Here is a 26,283-nt window from a genome sequence, read left to right as displayed (position 1 = left end):
GTATTAGTGACCTGATTTTTAGGTCACTTTTTTTATTATGAAGGGAGGTGAGATGAAATTAAAAAAGGTGAATAAGTGAAAATTTTGTATCTATATATTATACTAAACTAATATTGTGATTTAGGGGTTTAGTGAGAAATAAGGAGGTGAGAATAAAATAAAATGGAAAAAGCACTTGAAGGTATTAGAATATGTGATTTAAGTCATGTTCTTGCGGCTCCTACAACATCTATGATTTTAGCAGACCTTGGAGCAGAAGTAATCCATATTGAACCACCAAGAGGAGATGATGCAAGAGAATTTGGACCATTTATCAAAGATGAAAGTGCATATTTTATAAGTATTAATAGAAATAAAAAAAGTGTCGTAATTGATCTTAAAAAAGATAAAGGAAAAGAATTATTAAAAGAATTCATTAAAATTTCTGATGTAATTTTAGAAAACTTTCGTCCTGGAACAATGGAAAAACTTGGTTTTGGGTATGATGAGGTTAAAAAAATTAATCCTAAAATTATATATGCTTCAATTTGTGGGTTTGGTCATGATACTTTGAGAGAATACAAGGATAAACCTGCATATGATATGGTTGCGCAAGCATATAGTGGTCTTATGAGTATAACAGGACCATACGGTGGACCACCTTGTAGAGTTGGAACATCAGTAGGTGATATTGTTGCAGGACATCAATGTGCTATTGCAATCCTTGCTGCGCTTATTTATAGAGAGAAAAGTGGAGTTGGGCAAAAAATAGATATTTCAATGGTTGATGGTCTTGTGTATATTTTAGAAAATGCTGTGGTAAGATATACAGTTACAGGTGAGGTACCAAAACCCCTTGGTACAATGCATCCAACAATTACTCCATTTCAAGGTTATAAAACAAAAGATGATTGGATTATTGTTCCCATTGGAAACGATCAACTTTGGGTAAAATTCTGCGAGATGATTGGAAGAAAAGATCTCATTGATCATCCAAAATTTAAAACAAATAAATTAAGAACTGAAAATAGGGAAGAATTAAATAAAATTTTGAGTGAGATTTTCTTAACAAAAACATATTCAGAATGGGCAGAACTTTTCGAAAAATATAACCTTCCGTATTCGCCAATAAATACAATTGATAAAGTTGTAAATGACCCTGTTGTTAATTATAGAAAAATGATTGTTGAAATAGAACAACCAAAAGTTGGAAAAATGAGAATTGTAGGATCTCCATTTAAAATGAATGAAACACCTGGAGAGGTTTATGCTCCTGCGCCTCTTTTAGGGCAACATACTATAGAGGTTTTAAAAGATCTTTTAAACTACCCTGAAGAAAAAATAAATGAATTAAGAAAAGAAGGGGTAGTTTTAACTTATGAAGATATACAAAACATGAAAGGAGGGAAATAAAAATGGAAATTTATGGCCTTGCGATTTTAACAGGGCTTTTTTTACTTGGTGAAACAATAGGATATAGTTTGGGGAAACTTTTAAATGTGGGTGATGTCGGAGGAGTTGGTTTTGCGATGCTATTTCTAATTCTTTTGACAAATACAAAATATTGGAATAATAAGGTTTCAGATAAAACAAAACTAGGAATAAAATTTATTGGTGCAATATATGTTCCAATAATCGTCGCAATGGTTCTTCAATCAAATATAATAGGTGCGTTTAAGGGTGGATTAATTGCATTTCTTGCGGGTGGTATAGCAGTAGTTGGAATGCTTTTATTAACACCATTTCTATCTAAATATGCAAAAATTAAAAAGTAAAGGAGGTTAAAAATGTGGTTAATAGATATAATAAAAGATTTATTAACTAAAAATGGGTTAATTTGGGCATGTTTAGTAGTGGGTGTGATTTATGTTTTAGCTATGTACATTAATAAATATCTTTTTAGAAGTAAATTAAACACATTTACCATAGCTATGTTAATTGCAATGGCAATTTCAGGAATTGTTGGTGCTTATACAGGCAAAACAAAAGGTCTTGCTGATATTCCAATTTTTGCTGGTGTAGGCATTTTAGGTGGCTCTATGTTAAGAGATTATGCAATTGTTGCAACTGCATATGGTGCAAAAATCGAAGAAATTAAAAAAGGCGGTCTTATGGCAGTTGTATCGCTTATAATTGGTGTGGTTGGTTCATATATAATTGGTGTTATAATCGCCATTGCTTTTGGAATAAAAGATGTAAAAGATATCACAACAATTGGTGCTGGTGCATGTACTTTTATAGTCGGTCCAGTAACTGGCGAATCAATTGGAGCAAGTTCTGAAGCAATTGCCCTTTCTGTTGCTGCAGGTGTTGTCAAATCTGTTCTTGCTATGATATTAATACCCACTTTAGGAAAAGTATTAAAAATAAATACTCCTCAAGCAGCAATGGTTGTAGGTGGTCTTGTAGGTACAACAAGTGGAACCGTTGCAGGTTTAACAGCCCTTGATCCTGCATTAGTACCTTATGGTGCTATGACTGCAACATTTTATACAGGTCTTGGATGTTTTCTTTGTCCGTCGATCCTTTATATTATTACAAGAGCAATACTTTAATTGAAAATTTAAAAGGAAGAGGTTATAGAGACCTCTTCCTTTTTAAAAATGAAAAGATTTGTTATAATTTATTAGTTATGAGAATTATTGATAAAGAAATAGTAGAAAAAATTTTAACTCTTTCAAGGTTGTATTTAAAAGAAGATGAAAAAGATGAAATTATTCCTCAACTTGAAGAAATTTTAAGTCATTTTAAAGTTATTGATAAAATAGATACAAAAAATATTGAACCAATGTTTCATCCACCAATTCAAAAATTATATTTAAGAGAAGATAAAAACATAAAAACTTTTAATAGAGAAGTTTTAGAGTCTATTTCTCCAGATTTTGAAAATGGATTTGTTAAAGTTCCAAAGATAGTGGGAGAATAAATGGAAATATACAGATTGTCTCTTTTAGAAACATTGAATTTATTAAGAGATAAAAAATTATCTCCAAAAGAATTATTAAATATTTATTTAAATAGAATTCAAGAAAAAGAAAAAGATATTGATTCGTTTTTGTTTATTGATTATGATGGTGCATTAAAAAGAGCAGAAGAACTTGAAAAAGAAGAAAGAGATCTTCCTTTTTACGGTATAATTTTTTCTATAAAAGACAATATTTTAGTGAAAGATCTTCCAAATACATGTGGTTCAAAAATTCTTGAAAATTTTATAGCGCCTTATGATGCTTTTGTTATAGAAAAATTAAAAAAATTGGGTGCAATTATAATTGGAAAAACAAATATGGACGAATTTGCAATGGGTTCTTCAACAGAAAACTCTGCATTTAAAATTACAAAAAACCCCTGGAATCTATCAAAAGTTCCAGGAGGATCTTCGGGTGGCTCTGCTGCATCTATTGCATCAGATATGGTAATTGCATCTCTTGGTTCAGATACTGGAGGTAGTGTTAGACAACCTGCATCTTTTTGTGGAGTTGTTGGAATAAAACCAACATATGGACTTTTATCAAGATTTGGGCTTGTCGCATTTGCCTCTTCATTAGATCAAATTGGAATTTTTGGAAAGAGTGTTGATGATACTTTTTACATTTTAAACCATATTATGGGTTATGATCCAAGAGATTCAACATCATTAAATATAAACTATAATAAAATTACTCCTTTTGAAGGAAAAATAAAAATTGGAATTATAAAAGAATTAAATACATTTGGAATAGATGAAAATATTTTAAAAGTTTTTAATGAAACAATTGAAATATTAAAAAAATTAGGTTACGAAATAAAAGAGATTTCGTTGCCAAATATTTCTTATTCTTTACCAGTTTATTATCTTATTGCTTTTGCAGAAGCATCAAGTAATCTTGCAAGATACGATGGTGTAAGATATGGTTTAAGAATCGAAAGAGATAGTTTAAAAAAGATGTATACAGAAACAAGAAAAGAAGGTTTTGGTAAAGAAGTTAAAAGAAGAATTCTTCTTGGAACTTTTGCACTTTCTTCTGGTTATTATGAACAATGGTATCTTAAAGCATCAAAAGTTAGAAGATTAATAACTAATGATTTTATTGAAGCATTTAAAGAGATTGATACAATTATTTTACCAACTTCTCCAGTGCTTCCATTTAATATTGGAGAAAGAATAAAAGATCCAATTCAAATGTATCTTGCTGATGTTATGACGATTCCTATTAATTTAGCTGGAATACCAGGTATAAATATTCCAGTTGGAACAAGCAACAATTTGCCTATTGGAATACAAATTCTTTCTAATTATCTTGAAGAATCAAAACTTTATAAAGTTTCACTTGATATAGAAAGAGAAGTGAATTTTGTAAGAAAACTTTGATATAATTTGATTGATTGAGTGAGGTATAACATATATTATTAATAACTTGTGTCAGAGAAATTTGAGAGTCCCCAAAAGGAGGTTAATTTATGGGAATTGATGAATTATTGAATGAGTTAAATGAAAAGAAAAAGAAAATTCAAGAATCAGGTGGAGAAGAAGCAATAAAAAAACAACATGAAAAAGGAAGTTTAACTGCTTGGGAAAGAATAGAGTATCTTGTCGATGAAGGTTCTTTTGTTGAATTTGATCAATTTGTGAAAACTCGTTCAACATATTTTGGTTTAGATAAAATTTTTGCTCCAAGAGATGGTGTAATCACAGGAATTGCAACAATTAATGGAAGAAGAGTTGCACTATATGCACAAGATTTTACTGTTTTAGGTGGATCTCTCGGAGAGATGCATGCTTTAAAAATTGTAAAGATGCAAGATCTTGCAATGAAACTTGGAATTCCAATAATTGGACTTAATGATTCAGGAGGTGCAAGAATTCAAGAAGGGGTTGATTCTCTGTTTGGTTATGGAGAAATATTTTATAGAAACACTAAAGCATCTGGAGTTATTCCTCAAATTGCAGTAAATATGGGCCCAACTGCAGGTGGTGCTGTTTATTCCCCAGCAATTATGGATTTTGTAATTATGACAGAAAAAGCATTTATGTATATAACTGGACCAAATGTAGTAAAAGCAGTTACTGGTGAAGAAATAACACATGAAGGACTTGGCGGAGGACTTGTTCATAATCAAAAAAGTGGGGTTGCTCATTTCCTTGCAAGTGATGATAAAGAAGCATTAGATATATTGAAAAAACTTCTTTCTTATATTCCTGATAACTATCTTCAAGATCCACCATATGTAGAAACTAATGATCCAATTGATAGAAAAGATATATCTTTAAGAGATGTTGTTCCAACTGATCCTACAAAATCCTATGATGTGCTTGATATAATATTAAAAGTTGTTGATAATGGAGAGTTTTTAGAAGTACAAAAGTACTTTGCACCAAATATTGTTGTAGGTTTTGCAAGAATAGGTGGTCAAAGTGTTGGAATAGTTGCAAACCAAGCAAAATATTTAGCAGGAGTTTTAGATATAAATTCATCAGATAAAGCAGCAAGATTTGTAAGATTTTGTGATGCCTTTAATATTCCAATTGTTACTTTTTCAGATTGTCCTGGTTATCTTCCTGGTGTTGCTCAAGAACATGGTGGAGTCATAAGACATGGTGCTAAACTCCTCTTTGCTTATTCTGAAGCAACTGTTCCAAAAGTCACAATTATTTTAAGAAAAGCATATGGTGGTGCGTATATTGCAATGTCTTCAAGACATCTTGGAGCAGATGTTGTTTATGCATATCCTACTGCTGAAATTGCAGTTATGGGAGCAGAAGGAGCTGCAGAAATAATATTTAGAAAAGAGATTCAGAGTGCAGAAAATAAAGAAGAGATGAGAAAACTTAAAATAAAAGAATTTAGAGATATGTTTGCAAATCCATATAGAGCAGCAGAAAGAGGATATATTGATGATGTGATTGATCCTGCAGAAACAAGAGAAAAGATTGCAAAAGCACTTATTTTCTTAAAAACAAAATCTCAGGAAATACCTAATAAAAAACATGGAAATATTCCACTATAGGAGGTTATAAATGGAAGTTAAAACGCTTTGGGATACCATTGTTTTTGGAATTTTTGCTATGAGTATAGTAATGGGTGTACTTGCTTTCTTAGGTTTCATAATCTATCTCTTTAAATACATTTTTTATAAAGAATCTAAAATTTCACCACCTTTAGAAAAGAAAAGAGAAGAAAAAATTGAAATTGTAAAAAAAGAAGAGAAAGAAAATAAAAAGGTTGCAGCAATTATTGCTGCAATAAATATGTATTTATCATCAAAGAGAAAAGTGAGTTTTGCCTTCTCTCCCACTTTAGCGGGAGGAGAAGAAAAGAATATTTGGAGATTAAAAGGGATAATAGGGAAAAGAGTGAACAGTATTAAAGAAAGGAGATGGAGAAATGGCTAAAAAATTTAGAGTAACAATTGATGGTGAAACATATGAAGTTTTAGTTGAAGAGGTAGAAGAGACTCCAGTTATAAAAAAGATTACAGAGGTAAAAGAAGAGAAAGTGGTTGAAAAGATAGTTACACCAACTCCATCACCAGTTACACCAAAGGTTGAGAAAAAGGTTCCTATTATTGAACCAGGACAAAGAGTTTTAACAGCGCCACTTCCTGGAAAAATTTTAAAGGTACTTGTTTCTCCTGGAAGTAAGGTTAAAAAAGGAGATCTTCTTCTAACAATTGAGGCAATGAAAATGGAAAATGAATTTTTTGCAAGTGAAGATGGAGTTGTAAAAGAGGTATATGTAACACCTGGTCAAAGTGTTGAGACTGGTGGAAGTTTACTTCTTTTGGAGGTTGGAAACTAATATGTCTGCATTAACTGATCTAATTAAAATAAGTGGTATTGTAAATATTACGTGGGGGGAGATTCTAATGATAGGAATCTCCCTTGTTTTAATGTATCTTGCAATTGTAAAAGAGTTTGAACCACTTCTTCTTTTACCAATAAGTTTTGGAATGCTCCTTGCAAATTTACCTCTTGCAGGATTAACTTCACCTGGGGAACCATTTCCAGGGATTCTATTTATATTTAGAAAATATTTACTTGATACTGAACTCTTGCCTTTACTTATATTTTTGGGTCTTGGTGCTTTGACAGATTTTGGTCCACTTATCGCAAATCCTTGGACAATTCTTATGGGTGGTGGAGCTCAACTTGGAATCTTTATAGCATTATCTCTTGCAAAGATTTTAGGTTTTACAGTTAAAGAGGCTGGTGCAATTGGAATTATTGGTGGCGCTGATGGTCCAACTGCAATTTATACTACTATTAAAATTGCACCACATTTACTTGGACCAATTGCTGTTGCAGCATATACTTACATGTCTTTAGTTCCTCTTATTCAACCTCCCATTATGAAAGCATTAACAACAAAAAAAGAGAGACAAGTTATAATGGAACAATTAAGGCCTGTTTCGAAAACAGAAAAAATAGTTTTTCCTATTGTTACAACAATTGTAGTAAGTATTATTTTTCCGGTAATTGCACCAATTATAGGTATGCTTATGCTTGGAAATTTATTTAGAGAAAGTGGAGTTGTTGAAAGATTAAAAAATACTGCAGCAAATGAACTAATTAATATTGTAACCATATTTCTTGCATTAACAGTTGGTTCTACAATGGACGCAAAGACATTTTTAACACCAAAAACATTAGGAATAATTGCTTTAGGAGTTGTGGCTTTTGCAGGTGGAACAGCAGGAGGACTAATTATAGGAAAAATATTCTATTGGATTACAGGTGGTAAAGTAAATCCTCTTATTGGTTCAGCAGGTGTTTCTGCTGTACCTATGGCAGCAAGAGTTAGTCAAAGGGTTGGTCAAGAAGAAAATCCAGGTAACTTTTTACTAATGCATGCCATGGGTCCTAATGTTGCAGGAGTAATAGGTACAGCAATAGCAGCTGGAGTTATTATTACTATTTTAGGGAAGTAAACTTATTATGAAAAACTTAAAATTCTTAATATTTAGTTCACTTTTCGCAATTTTAATCTCTATTGGAAGTTACATATATCTTCCTTTGCCCTTTACACCAGTTCCTTTAACTTTTCAACTTTTCTTTGTTCTTCTTTCAGGAATCCTTTTGGGTCCATTTTATGGTTTTTTATCAATTTTAATTTATATAATTTTAGGAATAATGGGCCTTCCTGTTTTTGCTGGTGGAGGAAGTGGATTGGGATATCTATTTGGAAAAACTGGTGGATACCTCTTAGGTTTTCTTATTTCTCCAATTATTGTTGGAAATCTTTTTAGATTGAATAAAAAACTACTAATACTTGCAATTTTTTCAGGAATTTTCATAGTGCATCTACTTGGTATTCTTTATCTTTCTAAAGTGTTATCTATAAATTTTTTTAAAGCATTTACATTGGGTTCTCTTCCTTTTATTCCAATTGATATAATCAAGGGATTACTTACATATATTGTTTCAATTATTCTTCTAAAAAATAGTTATATAAAAAGATTATTTTTTATAAAAAGTTTTTAAATTTTTTTAAAAAAACTTTAAATTAAGGCACCCTTTTAAATGAGGGTGCCTTAATTATTTTATTTCTCTTCTTTAATATAAGGTTCACCAAGAAATTTTGGTGCTCCAATTCTCTTTTTGATTGTTTCTTCGGCAGAGAGAAGTAAAACAATTAAAGTTACAAAATATGGAAGCATAAGAAGTAAATTTGGTGAAATTTTATATCTTAACTGTAAAATATATTGAAGTATGTATATTCCACCAAATAGATATGCTCCTAAAACTGCCCTTGAAGGATTCCAAAGTGAAAATATTGTAAGTGCAATAACAATCCATCCTCTTCCACCTGTCATTCCTTCAATCCACATTGGAGTATAAACAAGAGAAAGGTATGCTCCAGCAAGACCTGATAAAGCACCACCAATCATAACAGAAATATATCTAACTAAATTTACATTAACTCCCATTGAATCAGAAGCAAGAGGATTTTCTCCACATGATCTAATAATAATTCCCCACTTTGTTTTATATAAAATAAACCATAAAAGAAAGGTTAAAATCCAAGAAGTATATATAATTATGTCATTTTTAAATATGAGATCTCCTAAAAATGGAATTTTATTTAATACAAAAATTTCGATTTCTTTAATTCTTATTGATATTGATTTACCAATATATGCTTTTCCCCAAAATCCACTAACACCTAATCCAAACATAGTCAAAGCAAGACCAGATATTGTTTGGTTGCCTTTAAGGGTTATTGAAATAAATGCATGAATCAAAGAAAGACCGATTCCAAACAAAATAGCAAATATAAATCCTAAAAAAATATTTCCTGTTGCGTATGTTATTCCAAATCCACTAATTGCACCTATTGCCATTAAACCTTCAATTCCAAGATTTAAAACACCAGAACGTTCTGTATAAATTTCTCCAAGTGTTCCTAGAAGAAGAGGTGTACCTGATATTAATGCTCTTTTTAAAATTGAATAAATTAAAAGAGTTGCGTCATTCATGTTTAACCCTCACAAATCTTACTCTATAATTTACAAAAAAGTAACTTGCTGAAATAAAAAATAACATGAGACCATTAAAAATATTTATTGTTGCAAATGGAAATCCAAAAGAAGTTTGAATTATATCTCCACCAACTAAAATTCCACCAAAAAATAGAGATGAAAAAATAACAACGAGAGGATTTAAGCCTGCAAGCCATGCAACAATAATTGAAGTGTATCCATAACCAGAAGAAATTTGAAACGGATATGTTAAATGTTTATGTATTCCTGTCAATTCGCCCACGCCTGCAATCCCTGCAAGTCCTCCACTTAAAAACATTATAAAAAGAGTAACCTTTAAAAAATCAATACCACTATATTTTGCAGCAAGTGGGTTTTCTCCAACAACTCTTATTTCATAACCAATTTTTGTTTTAAAAAGAAGAAGGTAAACTAAAAATGCTAAAATTACTCCAATTATAAGAGTTGGATAATGTATTCGTGAACCTTTTATAATTGGTAGAAGTGCATTTTGAGGTAAATTATCTGTATATGGAAACCCATATTGTGTTTTTCCTTTCCACGGTCCGTATACAAGATATGAAACAAAATTTTCTATTATGTAATTCAACATTAAAGTTGTTATAACCTCATTTATATTAAATTTGACTTTTAGAAAAGCAGGAATTAAACCAATTAATCCTCCCCCTATAAAACCTAAAATAAAAAGGGTTGGTATTAATATAAATGACGGTAAATCTTTTCCAATGAAAAGGCCAAACCAAGTTGCAACTACTGCCCCAATGAGAAGTTGACCTTCAGCACCAATATTCCAGAACTTTCCTTTAAAAGCAATTGAAAGACCCACTCCACATAATATTAATGGTATTGATTTTGTTATAGTTTCTTTTATTCCATAAAGACTTCCAAAAGAACTTAATAAAATTTTTGATAGAACATAAAATGGATTTAAACCCTTTAAAGTAAAAATGGAACTTGAGATTATTAAACTTAAAAAAATAAAAATAATAATTAGTAAAAAATTTTGAATAGGAGTAAAAGTTTTTCTTCTTTCAACTAAAATCAAATCACCCTCCTCTTTATCTTATGATATTGAAACTCCACCCATTAAAAGACCTATTTCATCTATTGAAAAATCTTTTATATCACCAATTTTCATAAATTTTCCTTCATACATTACAGCGATTCTATCTGATATTTCTAGTATCTCATCAAGATCTTCTGAAACAATAAGGATTGCACTACCTTCATCTCTCATTTTAACAAGGCACTCTCTAATATATCTTGTTGCAGATATATCAAGTCCATATGTTGGATGTGCTGCTATTATCAAATCTTTTTTTGTTTCAATTTCTCTACCTAAAATAAATTTTTGAATATTACCTCCTGAAAGGTTTTTAACTTTAATTGATACAGAAGGAGTTGAAACATTGTAGTTTTTTACAATTTTTTCTGAAAAATCTTTTATAATTTTAAAATTAAGTGAAAATTTATTTAAAAAAGGTCTTTTATCATAAACTCTCAAAACTGAATTTTCTATAATTTGAAGATTTGGAACAATTCCAAATTTTGTCCTTTCTTCAGGTATATGCGCTATATCAAAATTTCTAAAAATCTTTGAATTTAAATTTCCTATTTTTTTACCAAAAAAATATACTTCACCTTTTTCAATTTTTCTTAAACCAGTTAATGATTCAATTAACTCTTTTTGACCATTTCCAGAAACTCCTGCTATACCTAATATTTCATATCTTCTTAAATCAAATGAAACTCCTTTAACTGTTAGCATGCCCTTATCATTTCTTACGTAAAGATCTTTAACACTTAATACCACCTCTTTAGGTTTAACATCTTTTTTTGTAATTACAAAAGAAACTTCCCTTTCAACCATAAGTTTTGCAAGATCCTCTTTAGTTACATTTTTTATAACCCCATCATAAACTTTTCTTCCATTCCTTAAAACAACAACTCTATCACAAGTTTTATAAACTTCATTTAATTTATGAGTTATAAATATAACTGATTTTCCATCTTCTTTAAGTTTAAAAAGAAGTTCAAAGAGTTCATCTGCTTCTTTAGGAGTTAAAACACTTGTTGGTTCATCAAGAATTATTAGCGATGCACCCCTTAATAAAATTTTTATAATTTCTAATTTTTGTTGTTCACCTAAAGATAATTCATAAACTTTGCTTTTTGGGTTAATTTTAAATTTAAATTTTTCTATAAATTCATTTAATTTTTTCTCTGCTACCTTTTCTGGGTTAATAATAGGTACATCATCCAAATATAGAGATAAATTTTCAAGAACAGTATGGTTGTCAATTAACATGAAATGTTGATGTACCATTCCAATTCCATGATTTATTGCATCTCTTGGAGATTTTATATTTACTTTTTTTCCATTTATAAATATCTCTCCTCTATCCATTCTGTATAAACCATAAAGAATATTCATTAGAGTTGTTTTTCCTGCACCATTTTCTCCAAGAAGTGAAACTATTTCTCCTTTTCTTATAGTGAAATCAATATTATTATTAGCAATTACACCTGGAAACTCCTTATAAATTTTACGCATCTCAAGCGTTTCAATTAAAGGGATATTTGTTTTCATATTATATTAAAAAAGGGGTCAGTGTTCCTGACCCCATAATATTCATTCAAATGAAAATTTATTTTGGAACCTCTCCAACTATATTATCAACAAACCAATCTATGCTCCAAAGTAAATTATAAGTAGCCTCTTCTCCTTCTTTAAGTCTTAAATTACCTTTATTATCATAAAGTGGACCAACAAATGGATTAAATTTTCCAACAGGATCTTTAAATTGTTCTATCCTCTTAAATATAAGATCATATATGGAAATTTCACCAAAAATTTTATCTTTAACTTTTTTTGACTTGAGTTCATTTTCAAATTTAGGATTAATTGGAACTCCAAAATCACATCCAAGTTCACATCCATCATTTCCTAAAAGATAGAGATAATCTTTGCTTTCAAATGTATTTGTATAAACTCTTCTTAAAATTTCTTCATATGCAACTTGCCATTTTACAAGTTGTCCTGATACACATGAATCAGGTCCATATTTTAGCATAGGGCTATAATGAGAGAATGTATAAATTTGTTTTCCTTTTGATGTATAATCTTGACCAATTTCAACAATTGTTGCAGAATCCTCTGTAAATGCTAATGTATCAACACCTTGAGCAATTAATGATTCTGCAGCCTCTCTTGCTTTTGCTGGATCATACCATGAAAAAAGCCAGGTAACATAAACTTTTGCTTTTGGATTAACCTCTTTTACACCAAGGGCAAATGCATTTATATGTCTTACAACCTCAGGAATTGGATGTGCACCAACATATCCAACTTTGTTTGTTTTTGTTAAAGCACCTGCCATTAAGCCATTAAGATAATAAAGTTCATAAAAATCAATAAAATAGGTACCAAGATTTTTTTCACGTTTATACCCTGAACAATGCATAAATAATTTATCTGGATATTTCTTAGCCGCTTCAACAGTTGCATCCATATAACCAAAACTTGTTGTAAAAACAATATCACATTTTTCTTCATTAATTAATCTATCTATAATTCTTGGACAATCTGCTTCAGCAACTGATTCAATATAAACAGTTTTAAGCCATGGGAATTTTTCTTCAACAACTTTTCTTCCAACATCATGAGCATGTGTCCATCCAAGATCTCCAACTGGTCCAACATAAATAAATCCTGCTTTGATTTTTTTCTCTTCAGTCACAGTTGTGGGTTTTTCCTCTTTTGGTGCACATGAAATAGAAAAGGATAAGACAAGAAGTAACCCCATTAACACAAACACTAACAATTTTTTCATTTAACACCTCCTCATAAATTATACTCAATTTTTAAATTTAAAAGAACAACTCCTTTTTGTCAATACTATTCTTAACTGAATTTTAATATTGTTTATCAGGATCAACTATATTTTCTATTTTTTCACCTTTTGCAAATTTAATTACATTTTTAAAAGTAAAAAGCCAATTTCTTTGGACACTTTCAACTGTAAATCCAGCAGAGTGTGGCGTCATAATTATATTATCAAGTTCATGAAATGGATATTTTGATGGATATATTTTTTCATTATGTTGTGGATATACATACCAAACATCTATTGCTGCACCTTTAAGAATTCCATTTTTCAGCGCATTATAAAGAGCCTCTTCATTTACAACCTTTCCTCTTGCTATATTTATTAAATATTTATCTTTCATTAAACTTAATTCTCTTTCAGAAATTAAATTTTCAGTCTCTTTTGTTAAGGGAACAGAAATAAAAATAAATAGAGATTTTTTAATTACCTTATCAAGTTGTTCCATTGGGTATATTTCATCAACAAAATCTTTGAAGAGTTCTCTATCTTTATTTATATCTTTTTTTGAACCTATAACATTCATGCCAAATGCTTTTGCTCTTTTTGCCATCTCTCTTCCAATTGCACCAAGTCCAATTATTCCCAAAGTTTTACCAAATATTTCAAAATTTGGTTCATTTGCCAACCATCCATGCCAAATTCCTTTTCTTAAATCTTTGTCATGAAAAACTATATTTTTTGAAAGTGCAAGTAAAAGAGCGAAACCATGCTCTGCAACTGTAAGGGCATTTTCATGTGCATTTGAAACAAGAATTTTCTTTTCCTTTATAATATCAAATGGTAATGTATCAACTCCAGCATATGGAACTTGAATTAATTTTAAATTTTTCGCCTTTTCAATTGATTCTCTATTAATAAAACCACCTATAAAGACTTCAATTTTATCCCTTTCATTCTCAAAGTTTTCTTTAAAAACAAAATCAATTAAACCATTAAATTTTTCTTCTTCTTTCGCTTTTTTATATAACTCCTCCCAATTTTTTGGTGGATTTTGATAAAAAAGTGCTTTCACTTTTCTCCTCCTTTATAAAATTGTAGTTATTTCATATTCTCCAAAAACATCTTTAAGTTCCTTTACAATTTCGCCAAGTGTTGCTCTTTTTTTAACTGCATCAAGAATATAAGGCATTAAATTTTCGTCACTTTTTGCTCTCTCTTTTAGAGTTTTAAGAGAATCTTTCACCTCATTAAAATCTCTATTTTTTCTAAACTCTTTTAATTTTTCAATTCTTTCTTCAAGTACTTTTTCACTTACTTTAAATCTCTTAATATCTTTTTCCTCCTCGACTTTAAACATATTTTTCCCAACAATAATTCTTTCTTTGTTTTCAATCTCTTTTTGTATTTTATAAGCACTATCAAGAATCTCTTTTTGTGGAATTCCCATTAAAATTGCTTTTTTCATTCCACCCAAATTTTCTATTTTTTCAATTAATTCAAATGCTCTTTTCTCTATTTCATCAGTTAATTCTTCAATAAAATAACTCCCACCAAGAGGATCCACACTTTTTGTTACTCCACTTTCATAAGCAATGATTTGTTGAGTCCTTAATGCAATTCTAACTGACTCTTCTGTTGGAAGGGATAGAGCCTCATCGTATGAATTAGTATGAAGTGATTGAGTTCCACCCAAAATCGCTGCAAGTGCTTGAAGTGTTACTCTTATAATATTATTCATTGGTTCAATTGAAGTAAGAGTGACACCTCCAGTTTGTGTATGGAATCTTAACATCATTGATTCTGGTTTTTTAGCGTTAAACTTCTCTTTCATTATTTTCGCCCACATTCTTCTGGCTGCTCTAAATTTTGCAATTTCCTCAAAGAAATCACTATGAGATGCAAAGAAAAATGAAAGTCTTCCAGCAAATGAATCAACATCAAGACCCCTATTAATTAACAATTTTACATACTCAATTCCATCTGCAAGAGTGAATGCAATCTCTTGAACTGCATTAGAACCCGCTTCTCTTATGTGATAACCAGAAATACTTATTCCATTCCATTTAGGAATCTCTTTTGCACACCACTCAATTAAATCAGCAGTTAGACGCAATGATGGTTCAGGTGGAAAAATATATGTGCCTCTTGCTATATACTCTTTTAAAATGTCATTTTGGACTGTTCCTTTTAAGATTTCTCTTTTTATTCCTCTTTTTTCTGCAACAGCAACATACATTGCAAGAATTATTGTTGCAGTTGAATTTATTGTCATAGAAGTTGAAACTTCATCAAGTGGTATTCCTTCAAAAAGTTCATCCATATCATCTATAGTTGATATAGAAACACCAACTTTTCCTACTTCAGATTGAGCAATTGGATCATCTGAATCATATCCAATTTGAGTTGGAAGGTCGAAGGCAACAGATAAACCTGTCTGTCCTTGTGATAAAAGATATTTATACCTTTCATTTGTCTCTTTACTTGTTCCAAAACCAGCATATTGCCGCATAGTCCAAAGTCTTCCCCTGTACATATTTTTGTAAATTCCACGTGTAAAAGGATATTCTCCAGGAAAACCTAATTTTTCATTGTAATTAAAATTTTCTTGAGGCAAATATAGTTCTTTTATCTCTATCCCAGAAGATGAGAAAAACTTTTTTTCTTCCATATCTACCTCCCAATTTATTTTAAATTAACTTTTTAACAAAAACTAACCCACCCTCAAATTCTTTTGAATAAGCATTTTGTAATTCACCAAATTTAATTTCTTCTATAAGAGCCTCCTCTTTTATATAATTTTCATATTCTTTTATTATTTTTTCTTTTTCTTCATCTAATTTAACTCCAAGAATTATTTTATCTATAACTTCAAAATTCGACTCTTTTCTAAAATTTTGAATGAAATGCAAAAATTCTCTAACCCAGCCTTCTTTTTTAAGATTTTCATCAAGAGTTAAATCAAGTATAATGGTTTTATCTTTTTCAAAATCAACAGAATAATTTCCTTTTGCTTTTTTATTAATTATAATATCCTCATCAATAATCTTTTCTTCAATATTATCAAATTTAAATATGAAGAAATTCTTTTCTTTTAATTCTTTATAAATTTTGTATTTTTCTTTTAATAAATATTCCTCAAAATCTTTAAGATGTTTTCCTAATTTTTTTCCAAGAGTTTCATAATTAGGTTTTAGTTCAATATCTACAAAATCTAATTCATTGTTTATAAATTCAATTTCTTTTATGTTTAATTCATTTTTAATTACTTCAATAAAATCATTGATATCTTCAGTTTTATCAGCATATACAAAAAGTTTTCTTAATGGTTGTCTTATTTTAATCTGTGCTTTTTTTCTTGCCGCTCTTCCAAGTTCTACTAAACTCCTTGCAAATTCCATTCTTTCCTCTAATTTTTCATCAATAAGTAAACTATCTCCCTTAGGGTAATCTTCAAGATGAACACTTTCTTTTGAGCGAGAGGTTTTTAATGTTTGATAAATATCCTCTGCTATAAATGGTGCAAATGGAGCAATTAATTTTGAAAGAGTAAGTAAAGTTTCATAAAGAGTGAAATATGCTGCTATTTTATCTTTATCCATTTCGCCTTTCCAGAATCTTTTTCTATTTAATCTAATATACCAATTCGTTAGATCATCAATAAATTTTTCAATACTTCTTGTGGCTTCAGTAATATTGTAGACTTCAAGATTTTTATTAACATAATTAATAAGAGAATTTAATTTTGATATAAGCCATCTATCCATTAAATCTCTTTCTTTTACTGGAACATATTCTACTTTTTCTGGGTCAAAATTATCAATGTTTGCATAGAGGGTAAAAAATGATGTACTGCTTCTTAAAGGAATTATGAAATTTTTAATTGAAACACTAACAGTATTTTTTGAAAATCTTCTTGGAATCCAAGGTGGAGTTACTGTAAATAAATACCATCTTATTGCATCTGCACCTTCACTATTTAAAACTTCCCATGGATTAACAATGTTTCCTTTGTGTTTACTCATCTTTTCACCTTTTTCATCAAGTACAAGTTCAAGACATAGGCAGTTTTTAAACGCAGGTGAATCAAAAAGAAGAGTGCCCAACACATGAAGAGTAAAGAACCATCCTCTTGTTTGATCTATTCCTTCACAAATGTAGTCAGCAGGAAAGCACTCTTTAAATTTTTCTTGATTTTCAAATGGATAATGATATTGAGCATATGGCATTGCTCCAGAATCAAACCATACATCAATTACTTCTTTTACTCTTTCCATTTCATTTCCGCACTTAGGACATTTTAATTTAATCTCATCTATGTAAGGTCTATGTAAATCAAGATTCTCTTTATAATTTATAGCCTTATTTCTTAACTCCTCTATACTTCCAATAACCTCAATGTGATCACAATTTTTACATTCCCATATAGGAAGTGGAGTACCCCAATATCTTTCTCTTGAAAGTGCCCAATCAACAAGATTCTCAAGCCAATTTCCAAATCTTCCATCTTTTATATGTTCTGGATACCAATTGATTTTCTGATTGTTTTTTATTAAATTTTCCTTTTTTTCTGTTGTTTTTATAAACCAACTTGATTTAGTAAAGTAAAGAAGAGGGGTATCGCATCTCCAACAATGTGGATATGAGTGGAGATATTTTTCCTCTTTAAATAAAATCCCCCTTTCTTTTAAATCTTTTATTATTAATTTATCCGCATCTTTAAACCATTTATTAGCCAAAAAACCACTCTCCTCTACAAAATAACCAGAATCATTTACAAGTTGTAAAACTGGTAAATTGTATTTTTTACCTAATTCAAGGTCATCTGCTCCATAACCTGGTGCAATATGCACTATTCCTGTTCCTTCTTCTAAACTTACAAAATCTCCATGAGCAACAAAATGAGTTTTTTTATCTATTTTCGCAAAATTAAATAAAGGTTCATATTCTAAATCTATTAATTTTTCTCCTTTAAACTCATCAACAATTTCATACTTCTTGTCTTTTAAAACTTCATTTAATCTTTCTTTTGATAAAATTAAGAATTCATCTTGAATTTTAATTTTCACATAATCAAAATCTTTATTCACTGCAAGAAGAAGGTTTGATGGAAGAGTCCATGGAGTTGTTGTCCAAACTAAAAAATAGATATTCTCTTCATTTTTTACTTTAAATTTTACAAAAACACTTGGATCATATACATCTTTATAGCCTAAAGAAACTTCATGTGATGAAAGAGTGGTTCCACATCTTGGACAATAAGGCACAGTTTTATATCCTTTATATAAAAGTCCTTTATTGTAAATTTCTTTAAGAATCCAAAATATTGTTTCAATATAATAATTTTCATATGTTATGTAAGGATTATCCATGTCAAGCCAAAAGGCGATTCTCTCAGTTAATTTTTCCCATTCAATTTTATATGTAAACACACTCTCTTTACACTTTTTTATAAAATTTTCTATTCCATATTTTTCTATATCTCTTTTATTTTTTAACCCCAAACTTTTTTCAACTTCAATTTCAACTGGAAGACCATGAGTGTCCCAACCACCTTTTCTTTCCACAAGATAGCCCTGCATTGTTTTGTATCTACAAACTGAGTCTTTAAAAATTCTTGCTAAGACATGATGAACTCCAGGTCTACCATTTGCTGTTGGAGGACCTTCATAAAAAACAAAACGAGGAGATTTTTCTCTTTGTAAAATACTTTTTTCAAAAATTTTATTCTCTTTCCAAAAAGAAAGAATCTCTTCCTCTTTTTTCGGTATATTAATGTTTATATCAAACTTTTTAAAAGCCATGAACATTCTCCCTTAAAATTAAAATTATAGTTTATTATATCATAGTATGTAAAAATTTGTATATAAAAATTTTAAAATTTGACAAATATTCTGGTTTAATTTAAAATTAAAAACAATGAAAGCAAGAAAAGTTGCAGAACTTATTGATGGAGAGATTCTTTCAGGAAAAGATTTATTGGACAATGTAGAAGTTAAAACTGCATTTGCTGCTGATCTTATGAGTGATGTTCTTGCATATGTCGAATCTGAGAAAAACGATGTGATACTTATAACAGGAATTACCAATCCCCAAATTGTAAGAACTGCTGAGATGCTTGATATTCCTGTTATAATTGTTGCTCGTGGAAAAAAAGTGCCAGAAGAAACAATAAAACTTGCTGAAGAAAAAGGAATAATTATAATTGCTACAAAACATATTGTATTTACAACTTCTGGAATATTATATATGAATGGAATAAAACCTGCAAAATTGAGAGTTCGTGGAGAAGACACCCATTCTTTCTGAAACATTTAAAATTAAAGGAAGAGATTATGAGCATGGAGGGGAGGCCTCTTCTAAAATAAAATCTATTTTAAAACGATTAGGAATAGACCCAAATATTATTAAAAGGGTTAGTATATGTGCATACGAGGCCGAAATGAACATAATAATATATGCTTATGAAGGAACATTAACTCTTATGGTTTATAATGATATGATTAAATTAATTGCTGAAGATATTGGTCCAGGCATTCCAGACATTGAGTTGGCAATGAAAGAAGGGTATTCAACTGCACCACCAGAAGCCATAGAACTTGGATTTGGTGCCGGAATGGGACTACCCAATATGAAAAATAATTCAGATAGAATGAATATTGAAACAGAAGTAAATAAAGGGACAAAAGTAATAATAGAAGTGGATTTAAAAAATGAAAGATGAGTTATATTTTCATTCAATAAGAATAAATTATAATATTTGTATAGGATGTACACACTGTTTAAGAGCATGTCCAACTGAGGCTATAAGAGTAAGAAATAGAAAAAGTGAAATTTATAATTTAAAATGTATAGATTGTGGAGAGTGCTTTAGAGTATGTCCGACAGAAGCAATTTTTGTTAATCACGATCTTTTAGAAATTTTAAAAAATTATAAATACAAAATTCTTGTTATTTCTGATAATTTATCTTCCATTAATTTTGGAAGAATGTCATATACTGATATAATTAAAAAACTTTTCTCTTTTGGTTTTGATGAAATATGGGAAGAAAGTATAGCGAATGAAATGTATCTAATATCAACTGAAAAATTTTTAAATGAAAATAAAAATCTTAAAAGACCTGTAATTTCAACTGCTTGCCCATCTTCTGTAAGATTAATTCAAGTAAGTTATCCATCTTTAATTGAAAACCTCTCTAAAATAAATTTGCCAATTGATATTTTAGGAAATTATATTAAAAAATACCATAAAGAAAAGGAAAATTTGGGACTTTTTTATTTAGCAACATATCCTTGTAAAATTACAGCAATAAAAAATCCACTTGGTCTTAAAAATTCTCCTTATGATGGTGTTTTTTTATTAAACTCAATTTATAAAAAATTAATTATTGAGAAAAATTTAAAAGAAGGAATTTTATATAGAGGCGGTAAATTTGGTACGAGGATGGCAAGAATTGGTGGTGAAGAAGAGTTTTTGAAAAATTTTAAAGTTTTATTTATTGATGGGATTTGGAATCTTAAAAAATTTTTTGAGGCACTTGAAGAGGAGAGAGTCCCAAATTTCGATTATATAGAGAGTAGAGTTTGTCAATATGGTTGTGTAAATGGAATTCTTTTACCTAATCAAAACATAAATTTGAATATATATTCACTGAAACAAAAGGAAAAAGAGTTAGAAGGAAAAACCATTAGTGATTTTTTTAAAGATAAAAATATTGATGAAGTGCTTTCTCAAGATATCGTTTATTTAAATGAAGAAATAAAACCAAGACCTACTTATATTCTTTCAGAAAATATGGATACTGCTGCAAAAATTTTACAAGAAATAGATTTAATTTATGAAATTTTGCCAAAATTAGATTGTGGTTCATGTGGAGCACCAAGTTGTAAAGCCTTTGCAGAAGATGTGGTTTTAAACAGAGCAAATATTAATGATTGTAAATTTATTGAAAGATAATTTTAATCTTTTAGATAGACAAAATAATACAAAAAACCAATAATTATCGCTCCTCCAATAATATTTCCAATTGTAACAGGTAATAAATTTTTAATTAAGAAATTAACAAAATTCAAGTTTGAAATATTAAAATTAATTAAATTAACTAAATATGTGTCATTTTTTAAAAAAATGCCTATTGGTATAAAATACATATTTGCAACAGAGTGTTCAAAACCTAATGCAACAAAAGCCATAATTGGAAAATAAATTGAAAAAATTTTAGAAATATAACTTTTTGAACCAATTGCCATTAAAATTGCCAGACAAACAAGAATATTACATAAGATCCCCCTTGAAAATGCTTCTAAAAAACTTAAATTTATTTTATTATTTGCAATAGAAATTGCTTTTATACCCCATGAATACGAATTATACACGTATATTTTACTTAAATAAATTAAATATGCATAAAAAAGACTTCCTATTAAATTTCCAAAAAAAACAAAAAACCAATTTTTAAGAAGTTTAAAGAACGCCTCCTCTCTTTTTAAAATAGTAACTAAAATTAAATTGTTTCCAGTAAATAACTCAGCACCAGTTAAAACAACAAAAATTAATCCAACAGAAAATACTGATCCTCCTAAAAATTGAGAAAATCCAGTTCCAATTTTTATATCTTGAGTTATCATAGTATAAAGTGATCCACCAATTGAAATGTAAATTCCTGCTAGAAATGAAAGAATTAACATTTTGTAAATTTTAAGATTCATTTTATTTTTACCAATTTCTACTAACTTTTCAAAAATCTCTTTTGGTCTAAGATCCTCCATTATAACCTCCCATAGTTTTTAATAATTATATATAAAAAAAGAAAATCTTTCTAATCGTTGACAACTTAACAAAAAAAATTTATAATGTTTTTGTTATGGATATTAAATTCTTAATTCAACAACTTTCTCTAAAAGTATATTCTGAGGGGAAGAAAGAGAGTTTCACATCAGGTTTTACTTGTGATCTTTTATCTGTTGTCTTAGCAAATTCACCAAAAGATTCAATATGGATAACTGTTCAGAGACATGTAAACATAATTGCTGTAGCAACTCTAAGAGAAATTAGTGGAATAATTATATCTCAGGGATTTGAACCAGGAGAGGATGTGATAAAAAAAGCAAAAGAAGAGGGCATCTATTTACTTGGTTCAAATCTGGACTCTTTTACTCTTTCAGGTGAAATCTATAAACTTCTAAAAAATGGGTAAATTTATGGCAGATCTTCATATACACTCTGTTTTATCTCCTTGTGGAAGTTTAGAGATGTCTCCAAAGAAAATTTTAGAGAGAGCACATTCTCTTGGTTTAAATTTAATATCTATTACTGATCATAACTCAATAGAAAATTCTTTAGTCGCTGAAAAATTAGCAAAAAAATTAGATATAAACTATCTTTTTGGAATGGAGGTTCAAACGAAAGAAGAGATTCATATTTTAATTTATTTTGATAGATTTGAGGATCTTTATGATGTTTATCGTATAGTTTATGAAAATCTCCCTAATGTAAAAAATAATCCTGAGTTATTTGGTGATCAAGTGGTCGTTGATGAAGAGGAAAATATAATTAAATTTGAAGAAAAAATGCTTTTAAATTCAACAAATTTATCTATAAAAGAGTTAAATGAAATTGTATTAAGAAAAGGGGGTCTATTTATTCCCGCCCATATAGATAGTGAACTATTTAGTATAATTTCTCAAATTGGTTTTATACCAGATGATTTAGAAATTGATTTTTTAGAACTAACATATCAAAAAGATAAAGATAAATTTTTGGAAAACAAAAAAGAGTATTCAAAATACAAATATGTATCTTTTTCAGATGCACATTTTTTAAAAGATATTGGAAGGAGCATAACAATATTTGAAACCAACTCTCCTTCTATTCTTTCTTTAAAAAACATTGACAATGAAAAGATCTTTATAAAGAGGAGGTAATTTATGGAAAAATGTAAAATTCCTGAGAAGAACCCTCAGTATGAAGCATTAAGATTAACTCTAAAAGTTTTAAAAAAAGACAAAGGACCTCTTATTGAAGCACTTCATAGAGCACAAGAAGTTTTTGGTTATCTTCCAAAAGAGGTTTTATGTTTTATTTCAAAAGAGTTAAATATTCCATTAAGTAAAATTTATGGAGTTGTTACATTTTATCACTTTTTTAGAACTGAACCAGTTGCAAAATATTTAATTAATGTTTGTCTTGGCACAGCATGTTATGTAAAAGGTGCAGAGAAGGTTTTAAAATCAATTTCAAAAGAGTTAAATATTGAGGTTGGTGAAACAACTCAAGATAAACTTTTTACACTTTCAACTGCGAGATGTTTTGGATGCTGTGGTCTTGCACCTGTTATTATGATCAATGAAGATGTGTATGGTAATTTAAATGAAGAAAGAGTTAAAGAAATAATAAAAGAATATAGAGACAGAGAGAAAGAGAAAATAATAAATGGATGAACTTTCGCTTCATATTCTTGATATTGTTCAAAATTCAATTTCTGCAAAAGCAACACTAATTGAAGTGAAACTTATAGATGATTCAAAAAATGATAAGATAGAGATAGAAATTTTTGATAATGGTGTTGGCATGGATGAAGAAGAGATAAAAAAAGTACAAGATCCATTTTATACAACAAAGAATTTTAAAAAAGTTGGACTTGGAATTCCACTTTTAAAGCAGATGGCTTTATCTTGTAATGGTGAATTTAAAATAGAGAGTAAAAAAGGAGAATTTACAAGAGTATATGCTTCGTTTAAAAAAAGTCATCCAGATGTACCACCAATTGGCAATTTAAAAGATACTATTTTAACAATAATTTTAAGTTCAAATAATTTTGATATAAAATTTCATTATAGAAAAGATAATAAATTTTTTGAATTAGATACAAAAGAAATAAAAAATATTCTGGGTGATATTCCTTTAAATCATCCAGAAGTTATTAAATTTTTTAAGAATTATTTAGAAGAGAATTTTTTAAATTTGGAGGTGTAAAGTGAAACTTGAAGATTTAAGAAAAATAAGAGAGAAGGTTCAAAAAGAGATTGAATTAAGAGAGGGTAAAGCAAGAGTAAAAATTGTTGTTGGAATGGGAACAAGTGGTATTGCGGCTGGAGCAAGAGAAGTTTTAAAAACATTTCTTGATGAAATAGAAAAGAGAAATTTAAAAGATGTTATAGTTACTCAAACAGGAGAAAAAGGTTTTGCTTCTAAAGAACCAATTGTAGTAATTGAAGAAGAGGGAAAACCAAATATAGTATATGGGAATGTTACTCCTGATATTGCGAGAAGGATTGTTGTTGAGCATATTGTAAATGGAAATCCTGTATCAGATTATGTAATTGAAGTAGGAGGAAAATAAATATGCCTATATTTACAGTTTTAATTTGTGGTGGTGCTGCCTGCATTTCATCAGGAGAGGAGGTGGTAAAGAATAAATTAATATCATTAATTAAAGATAAAAATTTAGAAGGTGATGTAAAAATAATTGAAACAGGATGTATGGGACCATGTCAATATGGGCCTGTTATGATTGTTTATCCAGATGGTTCTTATTATATTCATCTTACTGAGGATAAAATAGAAAAAATTGTAAATGAACATTTTATTAAAGGAAGACCTGTTAAAGAATTTCTATGGGAGACTCCAGAAGCAAGGAAAAAGGTCGAAGAGAAAAAGATTATACCATTTTTTGAAAAGCAATTGAAAATTGTTTTAAGTAATTGTGGAAATATTGATCCTGAAAATATTGATGAGTACATTGGAAAAGGAGGTTATGAAGCACTTGGTAAGGTTTTAACTGAAATGACACCTGAAGAAGTAATAGACATTGTTACAAGATCAGGTTTAAGAGGTAGAGGCGGCGCTGGATTTCCTACTGGACTTAAATGGAAATTTGCAAGAGATGCAAAAGGAGACGAAAAATATATTATATGCAATGGAGATGAGGGAGACCCAGGTGCTTTTATGGATAGATCAATTTGTGAAGGTGATCCTCATGCGGTTTTGGAAGGTATGGCTATTGCAGGCTATGCAATTGGAGCAAACAAAGGATATATTTATATAAGAGCAGAATACCCTCTTGCAGTTAAAAGATTACAAATAGCGCTTAAACAAGCAAAAAAATATGGTTTAATTGGAAAAAATATTTTTGAAACAGGTTTTAACTTTGATATCGAAATAAGAATGGGTGCTGGTGCATTTGTGTGTGGAGAAGAAACTGCTCTTATTGCTTCAATTGAAGGAAAAAGAGGTCAACCAAGACCAAAACCACCTTTTCCTGCACAAAAAGGCCTTTGGGGAAAGCCAACTGTAATAAATAATGTTGAAACACTTGCAAATATAAGACATATAATTCTAAAAGGTCCAGAATGGTTTGCATCTTATGGAACAGAAAAGAGTAAAGGGACGAAGGTTTTTGCTTTATCTGGAAAAGTTAAAAACACTGGTCTTGTTGAAGTGCCAATTGGTATAACCTTAAGAGAACTTATTTTTGATATTGGCGGAGGAATACAAAATGATAAGAAATTTAAAGCAGTACAAATTGGTGGACCTTCTGGAGGATGTATACCAGAAGAACATCTTGATACACCAATTGATTATGAGTCTTTGACAAGTTTAGGAGCAATAATGGGTTCAGGTGGTTTGATAGTTCTTGATGAAGATAATTGTATGGTAAGTATGGCAAAATTTTTCTTAGAGTTTACAGTTGATGAATCTTGTGGTCAATGCATTCCATGTAGAGTAGGATTAAAACAGATGTACAACATATTAGATAAAATTACAAAAGGTTATGGAACAATAGAAGATCTTGAAAGACTCGAAGAGTTAGCAAAAACCGTTAAAACAACAAGTTTATGTGGTCTTGGTCAAACTGCACCAAACCCAGTATTATCAACTTTAAGATATTTTAAAGATGAATATTTAGAGCATATTATAGATAAAAAATGTAGGGCTAATGTTTGTAAATTCGAATTTAAAGAAGAAAGGGTAAAAGAAAAAATTTAAGAATAAATTAA

The 26,283-nt window shown here is 29.4% G+C and carries 27 protein-coding genes; 19 read left to right on the top strand and 8 right to left on the bottom strand.

The window, feature by feature from the left end:
• The first annotated feature begins 162 nt into the window (after positions 1-162).
• From QMD25_01150 to QMD25_01105, 10 genes are all read left to right on the top strand, one after another.
• Entirely contained in the window at positions 163-1,392 is a 1,230-nt protein-coding gene (locus QMD25_01150; GenBank protein ID MDI6860610.1) for a CaiB/BaiF CoA-transferase family protein, read from the top strand.
• Positions 1,393-1,394: 2 nt separating this feature from the next.
• Positions 1,395-1,754, top strand: coding sequence for a malonate transporter subunit MadL (locus tag QMD25_01145; protein MDI6860609.1), 360 nt, complete (start codon positions 1,395-1,397; stop codon positions 1,752-1,754).
• A 21-nt stretch (positions 1,755-1,775) separates the two neighbouring features.
• Positions 1,776-2,534 (top strand): malonate transporter subunit MadM, encoded by a 759-nt coding sequence (gene madM, locus QMD25_01140; protein ID MDI6860608.1) that lies wholly within the window; start codon positions 1,776-1,778, stop codon positions 2,532-2,534.
• Positions 2,492-2,905 carry an Asp-tRNA(Asn)/Glu-tRNA(Gln) amidotransferase subunit GatC gene (gene gatC, locus QMD25_01135; GenBank protein MDI6860607.1) on the top strand — a complete coding sequence of 138 codons (414 nt, stop codon included), beginning with the start codon at positions 2,492-2,494 and terminating at the stop codon, positions 2,903-2,905. The genes madM and gatC overlap by 43 nt, the downstream gene beginning before the upstream one ends.
• On the top strand, positions 2,906-4,327 hold the full coding sequence (gatA, locus tag QMD25_01130) for an Asp-tRNA(Asn)/Glu-tRNA(Gln) amidotransferase subunit GatA (GenBank protein MDI6860606.1): 1,422 nt from the start codon (positions 2,906-2,908) through the stop codon (positions 4,325-4,327).
• A gap of 89 nt (positions 4,328-4,416) precedes the next feature.
• Positions 4,417-5,964, top strand: coding sequence for a carboxyl transferase domain-containing protein (locus tag QMD25_01125; protein MDI6860605.1), 1,548 nt, complete (start codon positions 4,417-4,419; stop codon positions 5,962-5,964).
• Between the two features lie 10 nt (positions 5,965-5,974).
• Positions 5,975-6,349 (top strand): OadG family protein, encoded by a 375-nt coding sequence (locus QMD25_01120; protein MDI6860604.1) that lies wholly within the window; start codon positions 5,975-5,977, stop codon positions 6,347-6,349.
• Complete coding sequence (locus tag QMD25_01115; GenBank protein ID MDI6860603.1) at positions 6,342-6,755, top strand: biotin/lipoyl-binding protein; 414 nt, start codon at positions 6,342-6,344, stop codon at positions 6,753-6,755. The genes QMD25_01120 and QMD25_01115 overlap by 8 nt, the downstream gene beginning before the upstream one ends.
• 1 nt (position 6,756) lies before the next feature.
• A complete protein-coding gene (locus QMD25_01110) occupies positions 6,757-7,884 on the top strand; it encodes a sodium ion-translocating decarboxylase subunit beta (protein ID MDI6860602.1) in 1,128 nt (375 codons plus the stop codon).
• Between the two features lie 7 nt (positions 7,885-7,891).
• Positions 7,892-8,437 (top strand): biotin transporter BioY, encoded by a 546-nt coding sequence (locus tag QMD25_01105; protein MDI6860601.1) that lies wholly within the window; start codon positions 7,892-7,894, stop codon positions 8,435-8,437.
• 59 nt (positions 8,438-8,496) lie between these two features.
• Here the strand turns inward: QMD25_01105 and QMD25_01100 are convergent, their stop codons facing one another.
• From QMD25_01100 to ileS, 7 genes are all read right to left on the bottom strand, one after another.
• Positions 8,497-9,432, bottom strand: coding sequence for an ABC transporter permease (locus tag QMD25_01100; GenBank protein MDI6860600.1), 936 nt, complete (start codon positions 9,430-9,432; stop codon positions 8,497-8,499).
• Entirely contained in the window at positions 9,425-10,501 is a 1,077-nt protein-coding gene (locus QMD25_01095) for an ABC transporter permease (protein ID MDI6860599.1), read from the bottom strand. The genes QMD25_01100 and QMD25_01095 overlap by 8 nt, the downstream gene beginning before the upstream one ends.
• A gap of 18 nt (positions 10,502-10,519) precedes the next feature.
• Positions 10,520-12,046, bottom strand: a complete 1,527-nt coding sequence (locus QMD25_01090; protein ID MDI6860598.1) for an ABC transporter ATP-binding protein — start codon at positions 12,044-12,046, stop codon at positions 10,520-10,522.
• A 58-nt stretch (positions 12,047-12,104) separates the two neighbouring features.
• Positions 12,105-13,289, bottom strand: a complete 1,185-nt coding sequence (locus tag QMD25_01085) for a BMP family ABC transporter substrate-binding protein (GenBank protein MDI6860597.1) — start codon at positions 13,287-13,289, stop codon at positions 12,105-12,107.
• An 82-nt stretch (positions 13,290-13,371) separates the two neighbouring features.
• The gene (locus tag QMD25_01080) at positions 13,372-14,358 is read right to left on the bottom strand and encodes a 2-hydroxyacid dehydrogenase (GenBank protein MDI6860596.1); all 987 of its coding nucleotides are present in this window, start codon (positions 14,356-14,358) and stop codon (positions 13,372-13,374) included.
• A gap of 12 nt (positions 14,359-14,370) precedes the next feature.
• Positions 14,371-15,954 carry a methylmalonyl-CoA mutase family protein gene (locus QMD25_01075; GenBank protein MDI6860595.1) on the bottom strand — a complete coding sequence of 528 codons (1,584 nt, stop codon included), beginning with the start codon at positions 15,952-15,954 and terminating at the stop codon, positions 14,371-14,373.
• Between the two features lie 19 nt (positions 15,955-15,973).
• Positions 15,974-19,087: an isoleucine--tRNA ligase gene (gene ileS, locus QMD25_01070; protein MDI6860594.1), complete on the bottom strand. Its 3,114-nt coding sequence runs from the start codon at positions 19,085-19,087 to the stop codon at positions 15,974-15,976.
• Between the two features lie 115 nt (positions 19,088-19,202).
• On the opposite strand from ileS, the gene QMD25_01065 reads away from it, so the two are divergent.
• From QMD25_01065 to QMD25_01055, 3 genes are read left to right on the top strand one after another with little or no spacing between them, the layout of a single operon-like run.
• Positions 19,203-19,592, top strand: coding sequence for a DRTGG domain-containing protein (locus QMD25_01065; protein ID MDI6860593.1), 390 nt, complete (start codon positions 19,203-19,205; stop codon positions 19,590-19,592).
• Positions 19,567-20,007 (top strand): ATP-binding protein, encoded by a 441-nt coding sequence (locus QMD25_01060; protein MDI6860592.1) that lies wholly within the window; start codon positions 19,567-19,569, stop codon positions 20,005-20,007. Before QMD25_01065 ends, QMD25_01060 begins: the two co-directional genes overlap by 26 nt.
• Positions 19,997-21,241: a [Fe-Fe] hydrogenase large subunit C-terminal domain-containing protein gene (locus tag QMD25_01055; GenBank protein ID MDI6860591.1), complete on the top strand. Its 1,245-nt coding sequence runs from the start codon at positions 19,997-19,999 to the stop codon at positions 21,239-21,241. Before QMD25_01060 ends, QMD25_01055 begins: the two co-directional genes overlap by 11 nt.
• A 2-nt stretch (positions 21,242-21,243) precedes the next feature.
• On the opposite strand, the gene QMD25_01050 is transcribed toward QMD25_01055, so the two are convergent.
• Positions 21,244-22,053: a formate/nitrite transporter family protein gene (locus tag QMD25_01050; protein ID MDI6860590.1), complete on the bottom strand. Its 810-nt coding sequence runs from the start codon at positions 22,051-22,053 to the stop codon at positions 21,244-21,246.
• A gap of 95 nt (positions 22,054-22,148) precedes the next feature.
• Between QMD25_01050 and QMD25_01045 the strand changes: the two genes are divergently transcribed.
• Genes QMD25_01045 through nuoF form a run of 6 tightly spaced genes read left to right on the top strand, consistent with a single transcriptional unit; the run spans position 22,149 to position 26,272 of the window.
• Complete coding sequence (locus QMD25_01045) at positions 22,149-22,481, top strand: DRTGG domain-containing protein (GenBank protein ID MDI6860589.1); 333 nt, start codon at positions 22,149-22,151, stop codon at positions 22,479-22,481.
• Positions 22,482-22,485: 4 nt separating this feature from the next.
• The gene (locus tag QMD25_01040) at positions 22,486-23,208 is read left to right on the top strand and encodes a PHP domain-containing protein (GenBank protein ID MDI6860588.1); all 723 of its coding nucleotides are present in this window, start codon (positions 22,486-22,488) and stop codon (positions 23,206-23,208) included.
• Positions 23,209-23,211: 3 nt separating this feature from the next.
• The gene (gene nuoE / locus QMD25_01035) at positions 23,212-23,724 is read left to right on the top strand and encodes an NADH-quinone oxidoreductase subunit NuoE (GenBank protein MDI6860587.1); all 513 of its coding nucleotides are present in this window, start codon (positions 23,212-23,214) and stop codon (positions 23,722-23,724) included.
• Positions 23,717-24,259, top strand: a complete 543-nt coding sequence (locus tag QMD25_01030; GenBank protein ID MDI6860586.1) for an ATP-binding protein — start codon at positions 23,717-23,719, stop codon at positions 24,257-24,259. Before nuoE ends, QMD25_01030 begins: the two co-directional genes overlap by 8 nt.
• A gap of 1 nt (position 24,260) precedes the next feature.
• The gene (locus QMD25_01025) at positions 24,261-24,626 is read left to right on the top strand and encodes a (2Fe-2S) ferredoxin domain-containing protein (GenBank protein MDI6860585.1); all 366 of its coding nucleotides are present in this window, start codon (positions 24,261-24,263) and stop codon (positions 24,624-24,626) included.
• Between the two features lie 2 nt (positions 24,627-24,628).
• Positions 24,629-26,272, top strand: coding sequence for an NADH-quinone oxidoreductase subunit NuoF (nuoF, locus tag QMD25_01020; GenBank protein ID MDI6860584.1), 1,644 nt, complete (start codon positions 24,629-24,631; stop codon positions 26,270-26,272).
• The last annotated feature ends 11 nt before the right edge of the window (positions 26,273-26,283 follow it).

The sequence above is a fragment of the Caldisericia bacterium genome (assembly GCA_030018355.1).
Lineage (GTDB): Bacteria > Caldisericota > Caldisericia > B22-G15 > B22-G15 > JAAYUH01.
The sequence above is the reverse complement of the archived record's forward strand: the minus strand, read 5'-3'. Positions and strand labels throughout refer to the sequence as shown.